The following is a 17138-nucleotide window of genomic DNA, read 5'->3' as shown; positions in this document are numbered from 1 at the left end:
CCGCGTCGACCTCGACCGCCTACCGGCGGTTCATCGACTCCTCGTTGTCGTATCCCAGCGTCACATCGTGGGTGATCTCGCCGCGCGTCACCGAGACCTGGCTCGCGACGGGTGGGTATCCGCGCGCGACCACGGTGTACTCCCCTTCGGGCAGGTCAGGGACCAGATACCGGCCCTTCTCATCGGTGCGCGCCGTCGCCGCCGGATCGCCACCAGAGTCCAGCACGGTGATCTGTACGTCGGGGACGGGGCGCTCGCCGTCCACCCAGGCCGAGCCGAGCAGAATCGCCATCGGTTCGAGGTCGATATCGCGCTGTAGCGAACCCGTCTCCGGCACGGTCAGCGCGACCGCCGAGGGACGCATGTGGTCGGCCACCGCGACCAGGGTGTAGGTGCCGCTCACGACGTCGCGGCACACGTAGTTACCGTCTTCGCCGGTGATCGCCGCGCCCACCACCTCGCCCTCGGGGTCGGTGAGCGTGACCGTGGCGCCCCAGAGCGGTTCGCCGCGGCGCGCCGACCGCACGATCCCGGTGAGTTCGCCCGCGCCGGTCAGCATCAGGTCGACGTGCTGGGCGCGCTCGCCGATCGACACGCTCACCGCCTCGGGCTGATGGCCGGCCGCGGCGGCGATGAGCACATAGTTGCCCGGTCGCGGCGCCTCGATCACGTACGCGCCGTCGGCATCGCCGTTGCCGCGGGCCACCTGGCGCCCGTGCTGGTCGATCAGGGTGAGCGTGGCGGCGGGCACCGGACGCGCGTCGTCGCGGCGCAACAGTCCCGCGATCACCCGACCGCTCGAGACGGGGTGCAGTTTCCCGGCCATCTCGTGCGCGTCGTGCAGGCTCACATCGCGCAGCAGGGTGGCATCGTCGTGCTCTTCCGGTGCCGGATCCTCCTGCAGTGGAATCTCTTTCATGAACACCAGCACCAGGCAGGCCACCACCGCGAGGTCGGCGGCGAGCAGGAACACACTGTGCATCGAGTCGGTGAATCCCTCGAGGATCGGGATCCGCAACTCGTCGGGCAGGGTGGCGATGCCGCTGGTATTGCTCAACAGCCCCTCGAGCTGCGCCCCGTCGAATCCGGCGGGCAGGCTTCCACCGAAGGCTTCCAGGATCGAACCGGGCAGCCGGTCGAACAGCACCGTCAGGAACACCGCGACGCCCAGCGTCCCGCCGAGCTGACGGAAGAACGTGGCTGCCGCGGTCGACACGCCCATCTCGGTGCGCCCGACCGCGTTCTGCGCGGCGATGATCAGCGTCTGCATGCAGCAGCCGAGCCCGAAACCCATGATCGCGCTGAAGGCGAGCGGCTGCCACAGCGGACCGTTGTAGGTGACCCGCGCGAACAGCGCGCACCCGATCGCCAGGATCAGCGCGCCGAGCACCGGCAGTACTTTGTAGCGCCCGGTGGCTTTCGTGATCAGCCCGGATATCTGCGCGCCCACCATGATCCCGAGCACCAGCGGCAACATCAGCAGACCCGCCTCGGTCGGTGAGAAACCACGCACGACCTGGAGATACTGCGGCACCATCGTGATCGCGCCGAACATCGCGACACCGACGAGGAACCCACCGAGAATCGCGATGCTGAACGTGGAGCTGCGGAACAGCCGCAGCGGGATCAGCGCCGAGTCCTTCATCAGGAATTCGACCAGGACGAACAGCAGCAGACCGGCCACGCAGATGCCGTAGCAGAGTAGCGATTTCGGCTCGGTCCAGCCCCACACCCGACCCTGCTCGGCCACGATCAGCAGCGGCACCACACCCACGATGAGCGTGATCGCACCGAACCAGTCGATCCGGCTCTGCTGGCGCGTGTGCCCCACGTTGAGCACCTTCGCGACCACGAGGAACGCCAGCACCCCGACCGGCACGTTCACCAGGAACACCCAGCGCCAGCCCTCGATGCCGCCGAGACTCTCGTAATCGGACAGGAATCCGCCGACCACCGGGCCGAGCACCGTCGCGATGCCGAACACCATGAGGAAATACCCCTGGTAGCGGACCCGTTCACGCGGGGGCACGATGTCACCGACGATGGTGAACGCCAGCGACATCAACCCGCCCGCGCCCAAACCCTGGAAGGCGCGGCACCCGGCCAGCTGGTACATGGTGGTCGCGAAGCAGCAGGCCGCCGAACCGATCACGAACAGCGCTATCGCCAGCAGATAGAACGGTTTGCGCCCGTAGATGTCGGCGAGTTTGCCGTAGAGCGGCGTGGTGACGGTGGCGGTGATCAGGTATGCCGTTGTCGCCCATGCCTGTTCATCGAACCCGTCGAGACTGTTCGCGATGCGGACGATCGCGACGCTGACGATGTTCTGATCGAGCGCGGCGAGGAACACCCCCAATAGCAGGCCCGACAGAATGGTGAGTGTCTGGCGGTGCGTGAGGCGTGATTCGGCAACGACGGTATCGGTCATGGAAGAAGCCCTGGTTCTGATCGGCTGGCAAGTGGGGGTCGATCATTCGGCCCACACGAGGGCCGACAACCCCGCTGCGAGGAAAACATTGCGCCGCGGGTGGAACTCTTCATGCACTGGTGCGCCGAGCTTACCCACGTCTGATTTCCCGCCGTCACCGAGGGATCAAGTTATCGATCATTTCACCGGGAAACGAGAGCCCCCGGCGCTGGGAACTGTCAGTTCGGCGGACGCGAATTCAGCAGCCGAGTTCGGCGAGCGCGCACAGAGTTTCCGAACACCCCGCGTCGATTCGGAGGGTGGCCAGTTCGTCGCCGCGAGTGCGCCCGCGATTCACGATCACCACTGGCACACCGTTTTTCGCGGCTCTCCGCACGAACCGAAGACCCGACATCACCGTCAGCGAGGAACCGGCCACCAGTATCGCCCGCGCCTGTTCGACCATGTCGAAAGCGGCTTCCACCCGATCGGGCGGAACGTTCTCGCCGAAATACACGATGTCGGGTTTCAGCATTCCGCCACACGCCATGCAGTCGACCATCCGGAATCGGTCGGTATCGGTCACCACGGCGTCCGCGTCGGGCGCCACTTCGATACCTGTCGCCCCCGCCGAAACATTTTCCGCGAAACCAGGATTGGCGGCTTCGAGGTGCTGCGCGAGCGTCATTCGCGAGATCAGATTCGAACAATTCAGGCACCGCACTCGCGCGTAGGTTCCGTGCAGATCGATCACCCGCCGCGCCCCCGCCTTCGTGTGGAGCAGGTCCACGTTCTGGGTGATCACCCCCGACACCGCACCCGCCCGTTCCAGCCGCGCGAGGGCGCGATGACCGGGGTTGGGCCGAGCGGCGTCCATGCGCCGCCAGCCGATGTGGTTGCGTGCCCAATACCGTTGCCGGAAGACCGGGTCACCGACGAACTGCTGATAGGTCATCGGCGTGCGCGCCGGTGAGTCGGGGCCGCGGTAGTCGGGAATACCGCTGTCGGTGCTCAGGCCCGCTCCGGAGATCACTACGGTGCGGCGACCGCTCAGCAGCTCGGCCGCGCGTTCCACCGCGTCGGTGGTGTCGTCGTCCACCATGGGATCCACTCTACGAGCGGGGCGGCACCGTCTCGCGCGGGGGACGAACACGCCGGGCCGAGTTGCGTGCGGTGGGCGCGCGGCGACATGATTGTTCCTCCGCCCGGCATCGACCGCTGCAGAGGAAAACCTATGTCCGACACCGATGAGTACGACCGCACCGCGCTCAATGCCGCGGTCGACGGGACCATCGTCACCGTCCGCCGGATGTTCTATGTCCTGGGTGACGAGGTCGACCGCACCGAGGGTCCGATCGAATTCACCTTCCACAACGGTTCGACTCTGCTCTTCGACGCCGGTACCGACGGCGCGGAACTCCGCATCGGTGGCGCACCGTGGCGGGACCCGTTCGAGCCGCTGGTCGACCCGGTCAATATCGAATACGTCGCCAACTCCGGCAAGTACACCGCGTTCGACGTCACCGACGAGGCACCCTACGACGAGCTCACGGGCCGTCGCGTCGACGCGGTCTCGGTGGTGCCACTGGCCGACGGCCGCCCCCGCGCGGCAACCCTGTACCTGGGCACGGGCATGGTGAAGGCGGAGTCGATCGCCGACGAACTCATCGTGACCTTGATTTCCGCCTGAGCCTCCAGCCGGCGCCGGTGCTCCCGGCCGCCCGCTCGATCGTGCTGGGTTACCACCACGACGACCGGCGCCCTGTGCTCGAGGCCATCGTGACGGCGTTCACCGGACTTGTGGCTGCCTGACCGCCTCCGCGACGAACGACTCCGACAGCTCGTCGATGACATCGCCGCGGATCTGCCTGCGCTCGTTGGCGAGCGCGGTGGTCGTGCAGATGCCGAACGCGCCCTGCTCGTCGTAGAGCACCGCGGCACCCGCCGCGATCCCGTCGTCGCTGAGGTGGCTCTCCGCTTCGATACCCATCTCGCCGCCGACGGGCATGCGCGAGAACGTGATCGACACATCGGTGTTGATGAAACCGATTCCCTCGGTGCCCCAGTTGGTGACCAGGCTGGTCTGCTCGCCGGTCATCGCGGCATAGCAGAACGGGGACGACTCCTCCCCCGCGATCACGGGGATATTGCGTACCCACTTGCGTTTGCGGGTGTCGTTCTGATGTTCGGTCATATTCGCCGACCAGCCCTGCCCGTCACTGCCGAACAGGTGCATCACCTCGTCGATGGTGGCGAGCACGTTCGGCGGCGGCACCGGGCGAGCGCGGTCGTGGCGCCAGACCTCGCCCGGCGGCTGGGTCGAACGCTTCAGCAGCAGCGCGCTGCCGCGAGCGACGATCTCGCCGTCGGCGCGCGCGACGATCGTCGCCGAACGGACCCGGTTCCCGTCGCGCACCAGTTCGCTGGCGACTGTCAACGGCACGGCGGGCACCGCACGGTGCAGATCGATGGTCAGTCGCGCCGGGGCGAACCCCTCGGAGCAGTAGCGCGCTTCCACTTCGCGCGCCATCAACCCGCACACCGGTGGCCCGGACAGCGTGCTGGGCGACCACAGGCTCAGCGAGTACCGCATCGGCGTGTAGACGCCGTCCGCGTGCGTGAAATAGCCAGGGGAGGTACTCATCGTGCCCCTTTCCTCCGCGGGCGCCGGGCGGGATCGCGGCGGCACACCATGCCTCAGACTAGAACGTGTTGCAGTTTTGCGGCAAGTCCGGTCACTCCAGCTCACCCTCGGTTTCCAGGTAGACCTGGCGCAGCTTGTCCAGCGTTTCCTGTTCCGGGTGCTCCCACAGCTTGCGCTCGGCCGCTTCCAGGAGCCGTTCGGCGATGCCGTGCAGGGCCCAGGGGTTGGACTGCTCCATGAACTTGCGGTTCACATCGTCGAAAACGTAACTCTCGGAGAGCTTTTCGTACATCCAGTCGGCGACCACATTGGTGGTGGCGTCGTAGCCGAACAGGTAGTCGACCGTGGCGGCCATCTCGAAGGCGCCCTTGTAGCCGTGCCGACGCATCGCCTCGAGCCAGCGCGGGTTCACCACGCGGGCGCGGAAGACGCGGGCGGTCTCCTCCGAGAGCGTACGGGTGCGCACGGCGTCGGGGCGGGTGGAGTCGCCGATGTAGGCCTCGGGGTTCTTACCGGTCAACGCGCGGACGGTGGCGACCATGCCGCCGTGGTACTGGAAGTAGTCGTCGGAATCGGCGATGTCGTGTTCGCGGGTGTCGGTGTTCTTGGCGGCGACCGCGATGCGCTTGTAGGCGGTGCGCATATCGTCGGCAGCGGGGGCGCCGTCGAGGTCGCGGCCGTAGGCGTAGCCACCCCAGGTGGTGTAGACCTGCGCGAGGTCGTCGTCGGTGCGCCAGCTCTTGGAATCGATGAGCTGCAGCAGGCCCGCGCCGTAGGTGCCGGGCTTGGAACCGAAGATCCGGGTGGTGGCGCGGCGGGTGTCGCCGTGTTCGGCCAGATCCGACTGGGCGTGCGCGCGAATGTAATTCGACTCGGCGGGCTCGTCGAGGTCGGCGACGAGGCGGACCGCGTCGTCGAGCAGGGCCAGCACGTGCGGGAACGCGTCACGGAAGAAGCCGGAGATGCGGACGGTGACGTCGATGCGCGGGCGGGCGAGTTCGTCGAGCGAGATCACCTCGAGGGACGTGACGCGGCGGCTCGCCTCGTCCCACACCGGCCGAACACCGAGCAGAGCGAAGACTTCGGCGATGTCGTCGCCGGAGGTGCGCATCGCCGAGGTGCCCCACACCGACAGACCGACCGACTTCGGGTACTCGCCGTGGTCGGCCAGATACCGGGCGAGCAGCGATTCCGCCATCGCCTGACCGGTCTCCCAGGCCAGCCGCGAGGGCACGGCCTTGGGGTCGACGGAGTAGAAGTTACGGCCGGTGGGCAGCACATTGATCAGACCGCGCAGCGGCGACCCGCTGGGGCCCGCGGGAATGAAACCGCCGTTGAGGGCGTGCAGGACGCGGGCGATCTCGATGCGGGTTTCGCGCAGGCGCGGCACGACTTCGGTGGCCGCGAACCGCAGGACGGTCGTCACCGCGTCGAGGCGGGCGGCTTCGTCGGCCGCGTCGCTCACTCCCCCGGCGAGAATCGCGGTGGCGAAGTCCTTCACCAGGGTCTCGACCGCGTCCGCCGACCAGTCCGTCGCCTGCAGTGCGCCGAGGAGTTCGCGCGCGCGGGCTTCCACCACGTCGACGCGTTCACGCGATTCGTCCCCGGCTTCGCTCAGGCCCAGGGCTTCTCGCAGGCCGGGCACGTTCTGTTCCCCGCCCCACAGCTGGCGGGCACGCAGCATGGCCAGCACCAGGTCGAGTTCCATGTCGCCCTCGGGGGCCTGGCCGAGGATGTGCAGACCGTCGCGGATCTGGACATCCTTGATCTCGCACAGCCAGCCGTCGACATGCAGGAGCATGTCGTCGAAGACGTCTTCCTCGGGGCGTTCGGCGAGGCCGAGGTCGTGGTCCATCTTGGCCGCGCGCATCAGGGTCCAGATCTGCTGGCGGATGGCGGGCAGTTTGGCCGGGTCGAGGGCGGAGATGTTGGCGTGCTCGTCGAGCAACTGTTCCAGCCGGGAGATGTCGCCGTAGGTCTCGGCGCGCGCCATCGGCGGGATCAGGTGATCGACGAGGGTGGCGTGGGCACGGCGCTTGGCCTGGGTGCCCTCGCCGGGGTCGTTGACCAGGAAGGGGTAGATCAGCGGCAGATCGCCCAGCGCCGCGTCGGTGCCACAGGAGGCGGACATGCCGAGAGTCTTGCCGGGCAACCACTCCAGGTTGCCGTGCTTGCCCAGGTGCACCATCGCGTCGGCGCCGAAACCGTCGGGCGCGGACAACCAGCGGTAGGCGGCGAGATAGTGGTGGCTGGGCGGCAGGTCGGGGTCGTGGTAGATGGCCACGGGGTTCTCGCCGAACCCGCGAGGCGGCTGCACCATCAGCACCACATTGCCGAAACGCAGTGCGGCGATGACGATCTCGCCCTTGGGGTCGGCCGACCGATCGACATAGAGTTCGCCCGGCGGCGGCCCCCACGCCTCGACCACGGCCTCGCGCAGGTCCTCGGGCAGCGACTCGAACCAGCGGGTGTAGGTGGCGGCGCCGATGCGAATCGGATTGCCTTCCAGCTGTTCCGCGCTCAGCCACTCCGGATCCTGGCCGCCCGCGGCGATGAGCGCGTGGATCAGCGCGTCGCCGTCGCGTGCCACCAGGCCGGGGATCTCGTCGACATCGCCGAGATCGTAACCGGCGGTGCGCAATTCGGTGAGCAGGCGGATCGCGCTCGCGGGGGTGTCCAGGCCGACGGCATTGCCGATGCGGGCGTGCTTGGTGGGATAGGCCGAGAGCATGATCACGATCCGCTTGTCGGCGGCGGGAATGTGGCGCAGGCGGGCGTGGCGCACGGCGATCCCGGCCACGCGCGCGCAGCGTTCGGGATCGGGGACATAGGCGGACAGTCCGTCGGCGTCGAATTCCTTGAAGGAGAACGGCACCGTGATGATGCGCCCGTCGAATTCGGGCACCGCGACCTGCGTGGCCACATCGAGCGGCGACAGGCCGTCGTCGTTGGCCTCCCACTGCGCGCGGCCGCTGGTCAGGCACAGGCCCTGCAGGATCGGCACGTCGAGGGCGGCGAGCGCGGCGACGTCCCAGGCTTCGTCGTCACCACCGGCCGAGGCGGTCGCGGGCTTGCTGCCGCCCGCCGCGAGAACGGTCACCACGAGGGCGTCGGCACGGCCGAGCAGGGCGAGGAGTTCGGGTTCGGCGGTGCGCAGCGAGGCCGCGTACACCGGCAGCGGGCGTGCGCCTTTGGACTCGATCGCCTTGCACAGCGCCTCGATGTAGGCGGTGTTGCCCGCGAGGTGCTGGGCGCGGTAATAGACGACGGCCACCGTCGGGGCGTGTGGTTCGAGGATCCGCGGGGACCGGTCGAGTTCGCCCCAGGTGGGCAGTTGTGCGGGAGGTTCGAAGCCGTGGCCGGTCAGCAACACCGTGTCGGACAGGAAGTTGTGCAGCTGGAGCAGGTTCTCGGCCCCGCCCGCGGCGAGGTAGTTGTGCGCGTCGGCCGCGACGCCGACCGGCACGGTCGAGCATTCCATCAGCTCGGCGTCGGGCGCGATCTCGCCGCCGAGCGCCACCATCGGCACCCCGCTCGCCCTAATCGCGTCGAGGCCCTCTTCCCACGCGCGCTTGCCGCCGAGGATTCGCACGATCACCAGGTCCGCGCCGTCGAGCAGTTCCGGCAGATCCTCGACCAGCAGCCGGGCGGGATTGCCCCAGCGGTACTCGGCGCCGCTCGCGCGGGCACTCAGCAGGTCGGTGTCGGAGGTGGACAGCAGCAGGATCACAGGGTGAGACCTTCCTCGGGTTACGCGCCCATCGGGGTTGCGGTGCTCGCCGGAGAGGGTCTGGCTGTTCACAGTGGCGCGACCGCACCGGATTTCCACCGGTTTCCTCGACGCCCGCCGAGCAAGACGATGCTACTGGGCCCACCCCACCCACAACTTTCCAGGCCGCCCCCTGACGCTGGACGATTGATCAGCAGACGGTGGCGCGCGCATCGCCCGAGAGCGTTGCAGCGGCGTGATGGAGGCCGGTGTCAGTGAGTGGGTCGGCGGGTGGTGTCCTCGGCGGCGATCGCCGCCGCGACCCCCGTGCAGGCGCCTCGGATCAGGGCGCCGTAGTCGTCGTCCGGGAGGATGTCGAGGCGTTCGCGGGCCGCTTCGATGTGGCGGGTGGCGGCGGGGAACGCGCCGAGGCGGCGGAAGTTGTCGGCGAGGTTCAGGTGCAGCGAGGGGTAGAAGCCGGCGACCTGGAGGCCCGCGTGGTGGTCGTTCAGGCGGGTGTCGGTGAGGGTGTCGGCGGCATCGAGGGCGCGGACATCCCAGACGAGGGCTTCGGCCGGGTCGTCGTAGGTGTCGGCCAGGTAGTGGGCGAGGGTGCAACGGTGCAGGGGGTCACCGGCGGGGCCGATGTCGGCCCAGACCTCGAGCAGGCCGACACGGGCGCGATCGGGGTCGCCGGTGCGGAAGTCGCTGACGCCCTGGGTGATTCGGGTCATGATCGGGTCGGCGGTGGTCATCGGAACGTCTCCTCGGTGGGTTCGGGTTTGCGCGGCATGGCCAACGTCGACAGGTCTCCGTCGTCGGCGGAGCGGATCAGAACAGGCTGGTCGGGGGCGATGAGGTCGAGCATCACGTCGGGTCCGACGGCGGTGGCGACGGCCGGGTAGAGGGTGGTGACGGCGAAATGGATCGTCATGGCAGGGCCGGTGGCTGTCGCGTGCGGAATGGGCGGCACCGCGCCCGGTTCCGATGCCTCGCACGCAGCGGCCGCCGCGCTCGAACTCTCTTGCTCAACAAGGTCGCCCGCCGTGGCGGTGCCAGTCGGTAGGGTGTGCTCTTTCCGCAAGCTCGAGGACGTCACGGAGGCAGTGCCCGTGGCGGTCGTGTGCAGGACCACGGTGGGCGAGTCGAGGTCTTCCATGGCGTCGAGCAGTGCCGCACGAGCGAGCACGACTCGAGTTCGCACCGGGGCGAGCGCGGCCAGCATCGCGTGGTAGTCGGGGAAGTCGTGGGTCGATCGGCGGCAGTAGCGTCGGGTGTCGTCCGGCTGGGCGGCGTGGCCCGTCGTCGGCTCGCCGCCCCCTTCGGCGCGGTCTCGGTCGACTGAATCTGTTGTGGCCACGCGGAACTCGACACGATCGTGATGGGGGCAGATCGCGACAGCGTGCCGGCGACGCAACCAGGACGCGGTTGCACGGAGGTCGTCGGCGTCCACCGTCGCCTTCCAGACCGCAGGCCCGACCCGGGTGGGGCGGACGGTGCGGGTGGCCAGGCGGTAGCGGTCCGTCGCGGTGAGGATCAGCTGCTGACCGTCGGTCTCGAACAGAATCGTGTCGAGGACCGCCGACTCCGGATCGGCGACCGTGGCCGTCGCTACCTGGTCGATCGCCGACGCCAGCACCGGTCCGCTCACCCACACGTCGTCGCGCGTCCCGGGCGAACCTCTCCCGGGTCCTTGTGCGGTGCCGAGCGGCGATCGGGCACTGCCCCGGTCGTCGGTCGGCACCGAAACCTGGTCGCGATGCCCGTCCCCGCCCCCGGACGTCGATCCGTGGATGGCCAGGAGGGCGCCGAGGGCGGCCGCGGCGGCGGCGCGGACCTCGCCTTGATGCCGGTCCAGGTCGGCGAGATGCTCGTCGAGGAGGACCAGCGCACGGGCGGGGTCGGGTTCGGCCAGCAGGGCGGTCACGGCGGGCAGCGGCATGTCGATAGCGCGCAGGTGACGCAGCAGGCGGGCAGGAGGGGACTGCTCCGGGGCGTAGTAGCGGTAGCCGGTGACCTCGTCGACGACGACGGGGGCGAGGACGCCCGCGTCCGCGTAGAAGCGCAGGGCGCTGGTGCTCAGGCCGCAGGCGCGGGCGAAGGCTCCGATGGTGATCAGTTCGGTGTCGGGCACCGATTCATGATCGGGGTTCGAGTGACTCGAAGGTCAAGTCGTGTATCGGTCGGTGCCCGCGGCGACCATTTCCGGGGAGCCGGTGCCGAGATGGCGGTACACGTTCGCGATCACCAGTTGACCGAGCGCGTTGTTGCCGACGCCACCGATCACCGCACCGATACCCGCGGGGACGAGGGTGCCGAACAGCAGCAAGGTGCGTTTGACCAGGTAGTTGACGATGAATCGTTTGGCCGGGGAATCGGGCATGCGCGCCAGCACGGGAATGTGATCGGTGACTACCGAGAGCCACTGACCCTTCTTGTGGCCCGCGGTCTCGTCGAGCACCTTCGTGCCCGCCTCGCCGAGCACGACCTTCGACATCAGATGCGCCTGCCGTGAGTCGTCGGGATCCAGGCCGTACGCCGCGGCGGCGCCGACGGACAGCACCGACGACGCCTCGAGGAACACGACGGTGTCCACCCCGGTCGCCGCCAGACCGAGCACGGTGCCGACGCCGGGCACCGCGGCGGTGAGCCCCACGGCGACGCCGCTTGCCGTGACGACCAGCAGGTACTGACGCGACAGCCGCTGCACGATCTCGACCGGCGCTTCCTCCGGGTGGCGACTGCCCAGCCATCCGACATACCGATGCACCACGGGCGCCTGTGCCTGCGCGACTCTGTCGAGTGCGGGAACGACACGCTTGTCCACGAATTCACGCAGCATGTGGCGGCTCTCCTGTCAGTGCTCGGCTGGCGAAGGATCCGCCACTCACCCTAGGCGAATACCCCCGAACCGCCCCGTCACGCGAGTCGGCCTCGTCACATCGACGAAGCCCTGCCACGGCCGATCGACAGCGACGCTCAGCGGAGGGAACGTGGTTCGACCACGGTTGAGGTTCAAGGCATAGTCGGCGCGTCGTAGGCTGGCAACATCATGACCAGGAGTGCGCCCGATTCTTGTCCAGGGGTTCTGCGGTTGCATCAGGCTGCCGACGGGCCACTGGCGCGAATTCGTGTGCCGGGCGGACGATTGGAATCGGCGCAGTTGCAGGCGCTGGCCGATGCGGCACGCGATCTCGCCAACGGGAACCTCGAGCTGACCTCGCGGGGAAACATCCAGCTGCGCCAGGTCCGTGACGCCTCCGAACTCGCGCTGCGATTGGGTGCGGCGGGACTGCTGCCCAGCGAGACCCATGAACGGGTACGCAATATCGTGGCCTCGCCGCTGTCCGGCCGAGTCGGCGGGTTCGCCGACGTCCACGGGCTCGCGGTCGACCTCGACACGGGATTGCGCGGCGACCCGCTGCTGGCGGAGCTGCCGGGGCGAGTGCTGTTCACCCTCGACGACGGACGCGGCGATGTGAGCACGCTGCACGGCGACATCGGTATCCACGCGGTGGGCGAGAACGAATTCGCCCTGCTGCTGGCGGGCGCCGACACCGGACTTCGGATCACCGCGGGCGAGGCGGTCGAGGTGATGCTCGACGCGGCGCGCGGCTTCCTCGATCTGCGGGGAACCACCGATTCGGGACAGTGGCGACTGCACGAGATTCCGGGCGGGGTCGAATCGGTGGTCGAGACGCTGGACCGCTCCCCCGTCGGCGAACCTCTCGAACTCGGTGCGAGACACGACATTCCGATCGGCTGGCTCGACCAGGAGGACGGCCTCGTCACGCTCGGCGCCGGGGTACCGCTTGGCACCTTGTCGGCCAGAACCGCCGAATTCCTGGCCGCCGTCGAACGGCCCGTCTTCGTCACCCCGTGGCGCAGCCTGGTGATCACCGACCTCGACGAGGGACCCGCCGAAACCGTGGTGCGGGTGCTCGCGCCGATGGGGCTGATCTTCGACGCGAATTCCCCGTGGCTGCGGGTCAGCGCCTGCGCCGGACGCCCCGGCTGCGCGAAATCACGCACCGACGTCCGCGCCGACCTGGCCGCCGCCATCGAATCCGATCGCGTCCTGCCCGCCGCCGAGGCTTCCGAGCATCGGCCGCCCGCGCGGAACGAACTCGTCGCGGCCGAAGCCGTCACCGTGGCGGGTCGCCAGCACTGGTCCGGATGCGACCGTTGCTGCGGTCGCCCGCGCGGACCCGTGACCGATGTCGTCGCCACCGACCACGGGTATCGCATCGAGGTCGACGACGCGGCAACCGCTCCCTGAGCCGCTTCGGCGGCCGAGCGAAACTCGATCGACGATCCCGAAACCTCTCGTACCCTTGCCTTCTCGCTATGAGGGCTTCCCATGTCCAGCCTGCAGATAACGGCCGAGCGGCTCGCCGGCACCGAGTACGAGTGAGCCCACCGCGCTACGCGTGCGTATTCACCTCCACGAACGGATTTGCCACCGATGTGCGGCGCCGACCAGCCGAGCGCGTCCGCTCGGCTAACCCACGGTCGTGTCGCGGCGGGTGTGCAGCTCGAGCACGCAGCACTTCACGCCGCCGCCGCCCTTGCGCAGTTCGGACATGTCGACCGGGACCGGAACGAACCCGCGCTCGCGCAGCTGCGCGATGAGCCCGGTGGCGCCGGGGTCGAGGAAGACGTGTTCACCGTCGCTGAGTCCGTTCAAACCGAAGCAGAGCGCGTCGTTGTCGTCGGCGAGGATCGCGGCCGGGTAGAGCGCGGTGAGCACGTCGCGAGCGGCGGGGCTGAACGCGGCCGGGTAGTAGGCGACGGTGGTGTCGTCGAGAACCATCAGCGCGGTGTCGAGGTGATAGAAGCGCGGGTCGACCAGTTCGAGCGAGACCACCGGCATGTCGAAATACCGCTCCACCTCCGCGTGGGCGGACAACGAACAGCGGAACCCGACGCCGGCCAGAATCCGCTGCCCGGCGAACGCGAAGTCGCCCTCTCCCTCGTTGGTTTCGGCCGCGGCGGCCAGTGCGCGCAGTTCGCGGGCGGCGAACCACTGATGGAAGGCGGGGCCCTCGGCGGCGCGTTCGGGGTGGGCGAATCGTGCCGAGAGCGCGTGTCCACCGATCACGATGCCGCTGTTGGCGGCGAAGACCATATCCGGCAGGCCGGGTTCGCCGGGCACCGTTTCCACCGTGTGCCCGTGTGCTTCCAGCCTCGCGCGCAGGATCTCCCACTGGGCGAGTGCGCGGGCCCGGTCGACCGGGGCGGCCGGGTCCATCCACGGGTTGATCGCGTAGGTGACCTCGAAATGGTCGGGGCGGCACAGCACGTAGCGGCGCGGCGAGGCGATCCGCGCCGGCGCAGATACACGAAGGGGGCTAGCGGCGGTCATCAGGACTCCTGGTGGCTGCGCGGATGGTTTCTCCGACCGTAATCGCCGTTCCATTGCACGGGGAACACCGTTTTGTTGCGCATATCAGTGCGAGAATGGGGAATCATTGCGTGAGAAAGTGAAGGAGCGACGTGGACGATATCGATCGGCGGATTCTCGCGGAGCTGCTCGTCCACGCCCGCGCCTCGTTCCAGGAGATCGGTTCGGTGGTCGGCCTCTCGGCGCCCGCGGTGAAGCGACGGGTGGACAAGATGGTCGCGAGCGGGCAGATCACCGGATTCACCGCCCAGGTCAACCCGGCCGCGCTCGGCTGGAAGACCGAGGCGTATGTCGAGGTCTACTACCGCGACAACATCTCCCCGGCCGAGCTGCGCCGCACCCTCGAACCGATTCCACAGGTCGTCGGAGTGTGGACGATCGCGGGCGAGGCCGACGCGCTCGTGCACGTGATGGCCACCGATATGGCCGAGATCGAGGTGACGGTCGAACGGATCAGGGAGAACGCGCGCGTCGGGCGCACCCGCAGCTCGCTGGTGATGTCACGCATTCTCGAACGCCCCCGCACCTGAGCCGCCGGACACCACGTCAGACCTAGGTTCTAGGGTTACCGGCATGTCCGATGTGCGTGCCAGCTACCTCACCGACGGGGCCGAGATCTATCGGCGCTCGTTCGCGACGATCCGCGCCGAGGCCGATCTCGCCGGGTTCCCCGCCGATGTCGAGCGGGTAGCGGTGCGAATGATCCACGGCTGCGGGCAGGTCGACTTGGCCCCCGATATCGCCTACTCCCCCGGCGTGGTCGCCACCGCACGCGCCGCGCTGCACGCCGGTAAGCCGATCATCTGCGATGCCAATATGGTCGCCTCGGGGGTGACCCGCAAGCGCCTACCCGCCGACAACGCGGTGCTGTGCAACCTCACCGATCCTCGGGTGCCCGCCCTCGCCGCGCGACTGGACAACACCCGCTCGGTGGCGGCCCTGGAACTCCTGCGCGACCAGCTCGACGGTGCGGTGGTGGCCATCGGCAACGCACCGACCGCCCTGTTCCACCTGCTCGACATGCTCGACGCCGGTGCGCCGCGACCCGCCGCGATCATCGGCATTCCGGTCGGGTTCATCGGGGCCGCCGAATCCAAGCAGGCGCTGATCGACTTCGGCGGGATCGAATATCTGACCGTGCGCGGTAGGCGGGGCGGCAGCGCGATCACCGCATCGGCACTGAATGCGATTGCGAGCGAACAGGAGTGAGTGAGATCAGCACCGGCAAATTGTGGGGTATCGGCCTCGGACCCGGCGATCCCGAACTGGTGACGGTGAAGGCCGCCCGGCTCATCGCCGAAGCCGATGTGGTCGCGTTCCACAGCGCCAAGCACGGGCGCAGCATCTCCCGCGCCATCGCGGCGCCGTACCTGCGCGCGGGACAGATCGAGGAGCACCTCGTCTACCCGGTGACGGTGGAGACCACCGATCATCCCGGTGGGTATCAGGGCGCGATCGACGAGTTCTACGAGCAGGCGGCCGCGCGGCTGGCCGCCCACCTGGACGCGGGGCGCACCGTCGCGCTGCTCGCCGCCGGTGATCCGCTGTTCTACTCCTCCTATATGCACATGCACCGGCGGCTGGCCGACCGGTTCGATGCCGAGATCGTTCCCGGCATCACCTCGGTCAGCGCGGCGTCGGCGGCGCTGGGCACTCCCCTCGTGGAGGGCGAGCAGGTGCTCACGGTGCTGCCCGGCACCATGCCCGTCGACGAGCTGACCCAGCGCCTGCGCGAGACCGACGCCGCCGCGATCATGAAGCTGGGGCGCACGTTTCCCGGTGTGCGCCAGGCGCTGTCGGAGTCCGGTCGGCTGAAGGACGCGTACTACGTAGAACGCGCGAGCAGCACCCGTCAGCGGGTACTCGCCGCGGCCGACGTCGACGAGGCGGACGTGCCGTACTTCTCGATCACCCTCGTCCCCGGTCCCACACCCACCACGCCGATTCCCGCTCGCGGCGCGAATTCCCACGAGCGGCCCGCCGCCCACGATGCGGCCGTGGCGTCCAGTGGCGCGACGACCGCGCCCGATGTCGAACCCGGCGAAGTGGTGGTGGTCGGTCTCGGTCCTGGTGCCGCGGACTGGACGACGCCGCAGGTCAGCGCCGCGTTGGCCGCGGCGACAGACCTCGTCGGGTACACCACCTACATCAATCGGGTGCCCGAGCGGACCGGTCAGCGCAGGCACGCCAGCGACAACAAGGTCGAATCCGAGCGGGCCGCGATGGCGCTCGACCTCGCCAAGCGCGGCGCTCGCGTCGCTGTCGTCTCCTCCGGCGACCCCGGCGTGTTCGCCATGGCGGCGGCCGTGCTCGAGGTGTCGGCCGAGCCGCAGTTCAAGAACGTCCCCGTGCGGGTGCTGCCCGGACTGACAGCCGCCAACGCGGTGGCGAGCCGCGTCGGCGCCCCGCTCGGGCACGACTACGCGATGATCTCGCTGTCGGACCGGCTCAAGCCGTGGGATGTTGTCGCACAACGCCTTTCGGCGGTGGCCGCGGCCGACATGGCCATCGCGATCTACAACCCGGCCTCCTCGCAACGGCGCTGGCAGGTCGCCGCCATGCGTGAGGTGCTGCTCGAACATCGCCCACCGCAGACGCCGGTGGTCCTCGGCCGCGATGTCGGCGGGCCCACCGAATCGGTCCGGGTGACCACCCTGGGCGAACTCGAGCCGGACGAGGTGGACATGCGCACCTTGCTGATCATCGGATCGTCGACCACCACCACCTTCGACACGCCGGAGGGCACCCGCGTTTTCACCTCGCGCAGATACGGGTCGGTGGAGAGCCGATAGTCCGCAGCGGACATTCAGCAAACCGCACGGTCGGTACCTGCACCGAGCGGCCGTCGAATCCACACGGCGGTCGCTCCGGCGACCCCACGACCGACCGCAACCACCGCGATCCCCGGCGACCCGCGTGGTCCGCGCGGCCAGACGAGACGCACGTGCGATGGCACACTGGTTCCGCGGGCTTG

Annotated in this window: 13 protein-coding genes; 5 read left to right on the top strand and 8 right to left on the bottom strand. The window is 68.9% G+C overall.

Annotated features, from left to right (window positions below; genetic code table 11):
- Window positions 1-19: 19 nt before the first annotated feature.
- Window positions 20-2428, bottom strand: a complete 2409-nt coding sequence (locus NS1_RS09730) for an MFS transporter (RefSeq protein ID WP_062983451.1) — start codon at window positions 2426-2428, stop codon at window positions 20-22.
- A gap of 238 nt (window positions 2429-2666) precedes the next feature.
- Window positions 2667-3509 carry an NAD-dependent protein deacetylase gene (locus tag NS1_RS09725; protein WP_062983572.1) on the bottom strand — a complete coding sequence of 281 codons (843 nt, stop codon included), beginning with the start codon at window positions 3507-3509 and terminating at the stop codon, window positions 2667-2669.
- A gap of 132 nt (window positions 3510-3641) precedes the next feature.
- Between NS1_RS09725 and NS1_RS09720 the strand changes: the two genes are divergently transcribed.
- A complete protein-coding gene (locus NS1_RS09720; protein WP_056809820.1) occupies window positions 3642-4097 on the top strand; it encodes a hypothetical protein in 456 nt (151 codons plus the stop codon).
- A 99-nt stretch (window positions 4098-4196) separates the two neighbouring features.
- Here the strand turns inward: NS1_RS09720 and NS1_RS09715 are convergent, their stop codons facing one another.
- The 5 genes from NS1_RS09715 to NS1_RS09695 all read right to left on the bottom strand — a co-directional run bounded on the left by NS1_RS09715 (window position 4197) and on the right by NS1_RS09695 (window position 11602).
- Window positions 4197-5051, bottom strand: coding sequence for an acyl-CoA thioesterase domain-containing protein (locus NS1_RS09715; protein ID WP_062983449.1), 855 nt, complete (start codon window positions 5049-5051; stop codon window positions 4197-4199).
- A gap of 91 nt (window positions 5052-5142) precedes the next feature.
- Complete coding sequence (gene cobN / locus NS1_RS09710) at window positions 5143-8781, bottom strand: cobaltochelatase subunit CobN (protein ID WP_062983447.1); 3639 nt, start codon at window positions 8779-8781, stop codon at window positions 5143-5145.
- Window positions 8782-9032: 251 nt separating this feature from the next.
- On the bottom strand, window positions 9033-9515 hold the full coding sequence (locus NS1_RS09705) for a hypothetical protein (protein WP_062983446.1): 483 nt from the start codon (window positions 9513-9515) through the stop codon (window positions 9033-9035).
- The gene (locus NS1_RS09700) at window positions 9512-10894 is read right to left on the bottom strand and encodes a DNA polymerase III subunit beta family protein (RefSeq protein WP_062983445.1); all 1383 of its coding nucleotides are present in this window, start codon (window positions 10892-10894) and stop codon (window positions 9512-9514) included. The genes NS1_RS09705 and NS1_RS09700 overlap by 4 nt, the downstream gene beginning before the upstream one ends.
- Window positions 10895-10927: 33 nt before the next feature.
- Window positions 10928-11602 (bottom strand): hypothetical protein, encoded by a 675-nt coding sequence (locus NS1_RS09695; RefSeq protein WP_062983444.1) that lies wholly within the window; start codon window positions 11600-11602, stop codon window positions 10928-10930.
- 210 nt (window positions 11603-11812) lie between these two features.
- On the opposite strand from NS1_RS09695, the gene cobG reads away from it, so the two are divergent.
- A complete protein-coding gene (gene cobG, locus NS1_RS09690) occupies window positions 11813-13039 on the top strand; it encodes a precorrin-3B synthase (protein WP_062983443.1) in 1227 nt (408 codons plus the stop codon).
- A gap of 222 nt (window positions 13040-13261) precedes the next feature.
- On the opposite strand, the gene ddaH is transcribed toward cobG, so the two are convergent.
- Window positions 13262-14125 (bottom strand): dimethylargininase, encoded by an 864-nt coding sequence (gene ddaH / locus NS1_RS09685; protein WP_062983442.1) that lies wholly within the window; start codon window positions 14123-14125, stop codon window positions 13262-13264.
- 131 nt (window positions 14126-14256) lie between these two features.
- Between ddaH and NS1_RS09680 the strand changes: the two genes are divergently transcribed.
- The 3 genes from NS1_RS09680 to cobJ are packed head-to-tail and all read left to right on the top strand — an operon-like array spanning window position 14257 to window position 16956.
- Window positions 14257-14694 (top strand): Lrp/AsnC family transcriptional regulator, encoded by a 438-nt coding sequence (locus tag NS1_RS09680; protein ID WP_056809834.1) that lies wholly within the window; start codon window positions 14257-14259, stop codon window positions 14692-14694.
- 43 nt (window positions 14695-14737) lie between these two features.
- Window positions 14738-15373, top strand: coding sequence for a precorrin-8X methylmutase (locus NS1_RS09675; protein WP_062983439.1), 636 nt, complete (start codon window positions 14738-14740; stop codon window positions 15371-15373).
- A gap of 5 nt (window positions 15374-15378) precedes the next feature.
- Window positions 15379-16956: a precorrin-3B C(17)-methyltransferase gene (gene cobJ / locus NS1_RS09670; RefSeq protein WP_062983570.1), complete on the top strand. Its 1578-nt coding sequence runs from the start codon at window positions 15379-15381 to the stop codon at window positions 16954-16956.
- Window positions 16957-17138: the final 182 nt, after the last annotated feature.

The sequence above is a fragment of the Nocardia salmonicida NBRC 13393 genome, from assembly GCF_001613085.1.
GTDB lineage: Bacteria > Actinomycetota > Actinomycetes > Mycobacteriales > Mycobacteriaceae > Nocardia > Nocardia salmonicida.
This window is presented reverse-complemented; position numbering and strand designations above follow the sequence as displayed.

Coding starts and splice junctions, on each gene's coding strand:
- NS1_RS09720 (WP_056809820.1), top strand. CDS start 3,642: ATGTCCGACACCGATGAGTACGACCGCACCGCGCTCAATGCCGCGGTC.
- NS1_RS09715 (WP_062983449.1), bottom strand. CDS start 5,051: ATGAGTACCTCCCCTGGCTATTTCACGCACGCGGACGGCGTCTACACG.
- NS1_RS09695 (WP_062983444.1), bottom strand. CDS start 11,602: ATGCTGCGTGAATTCGTGGACAAGCGTGTCGTTCCCGCACTCGACAGA.
- NS1_RS09705 (WP_062983446.1), bottom strand. CDS start 9,515: ATGACCACCGCCGACCCGATCATGACCCGAATCACCCAGGGCGTCAGC.
- ddaH (WP_062983442.1), bottom strand. CDS start 14,125: ATGACCGCCGCTAGCCCCCTTCGTGTATCTGCGCCGGCGCGGATCGCC.
- cobG (WP_062983443.1), top strand. CDS start 11,813: ATGACCAGGAGTGCGCCCGATTCTTGTCCAGGGGTTCTGCGGTTGCAT.
- NS1_RS09730 (WP_062983451.1), bottom strand. CDS start 2,428: ATGACCGATACCGTCGTTGCCGAATCACGCCTCACGCACCGCCAGACA.
- NS1_RS09675 (WP_062983439.1), top strand. CDS start 14,738: ATGTCCGATGTGCGTGCCAGCTACCTCACCGACGGGGCCGAGATCTAT.
- NS1_RS09725 (WP_062983572.1), bottom strand. CDS start 3,509: ATGGTGGACGACGACACCACCGACGCGGTGGAACGCGCGGCCGAGCTG.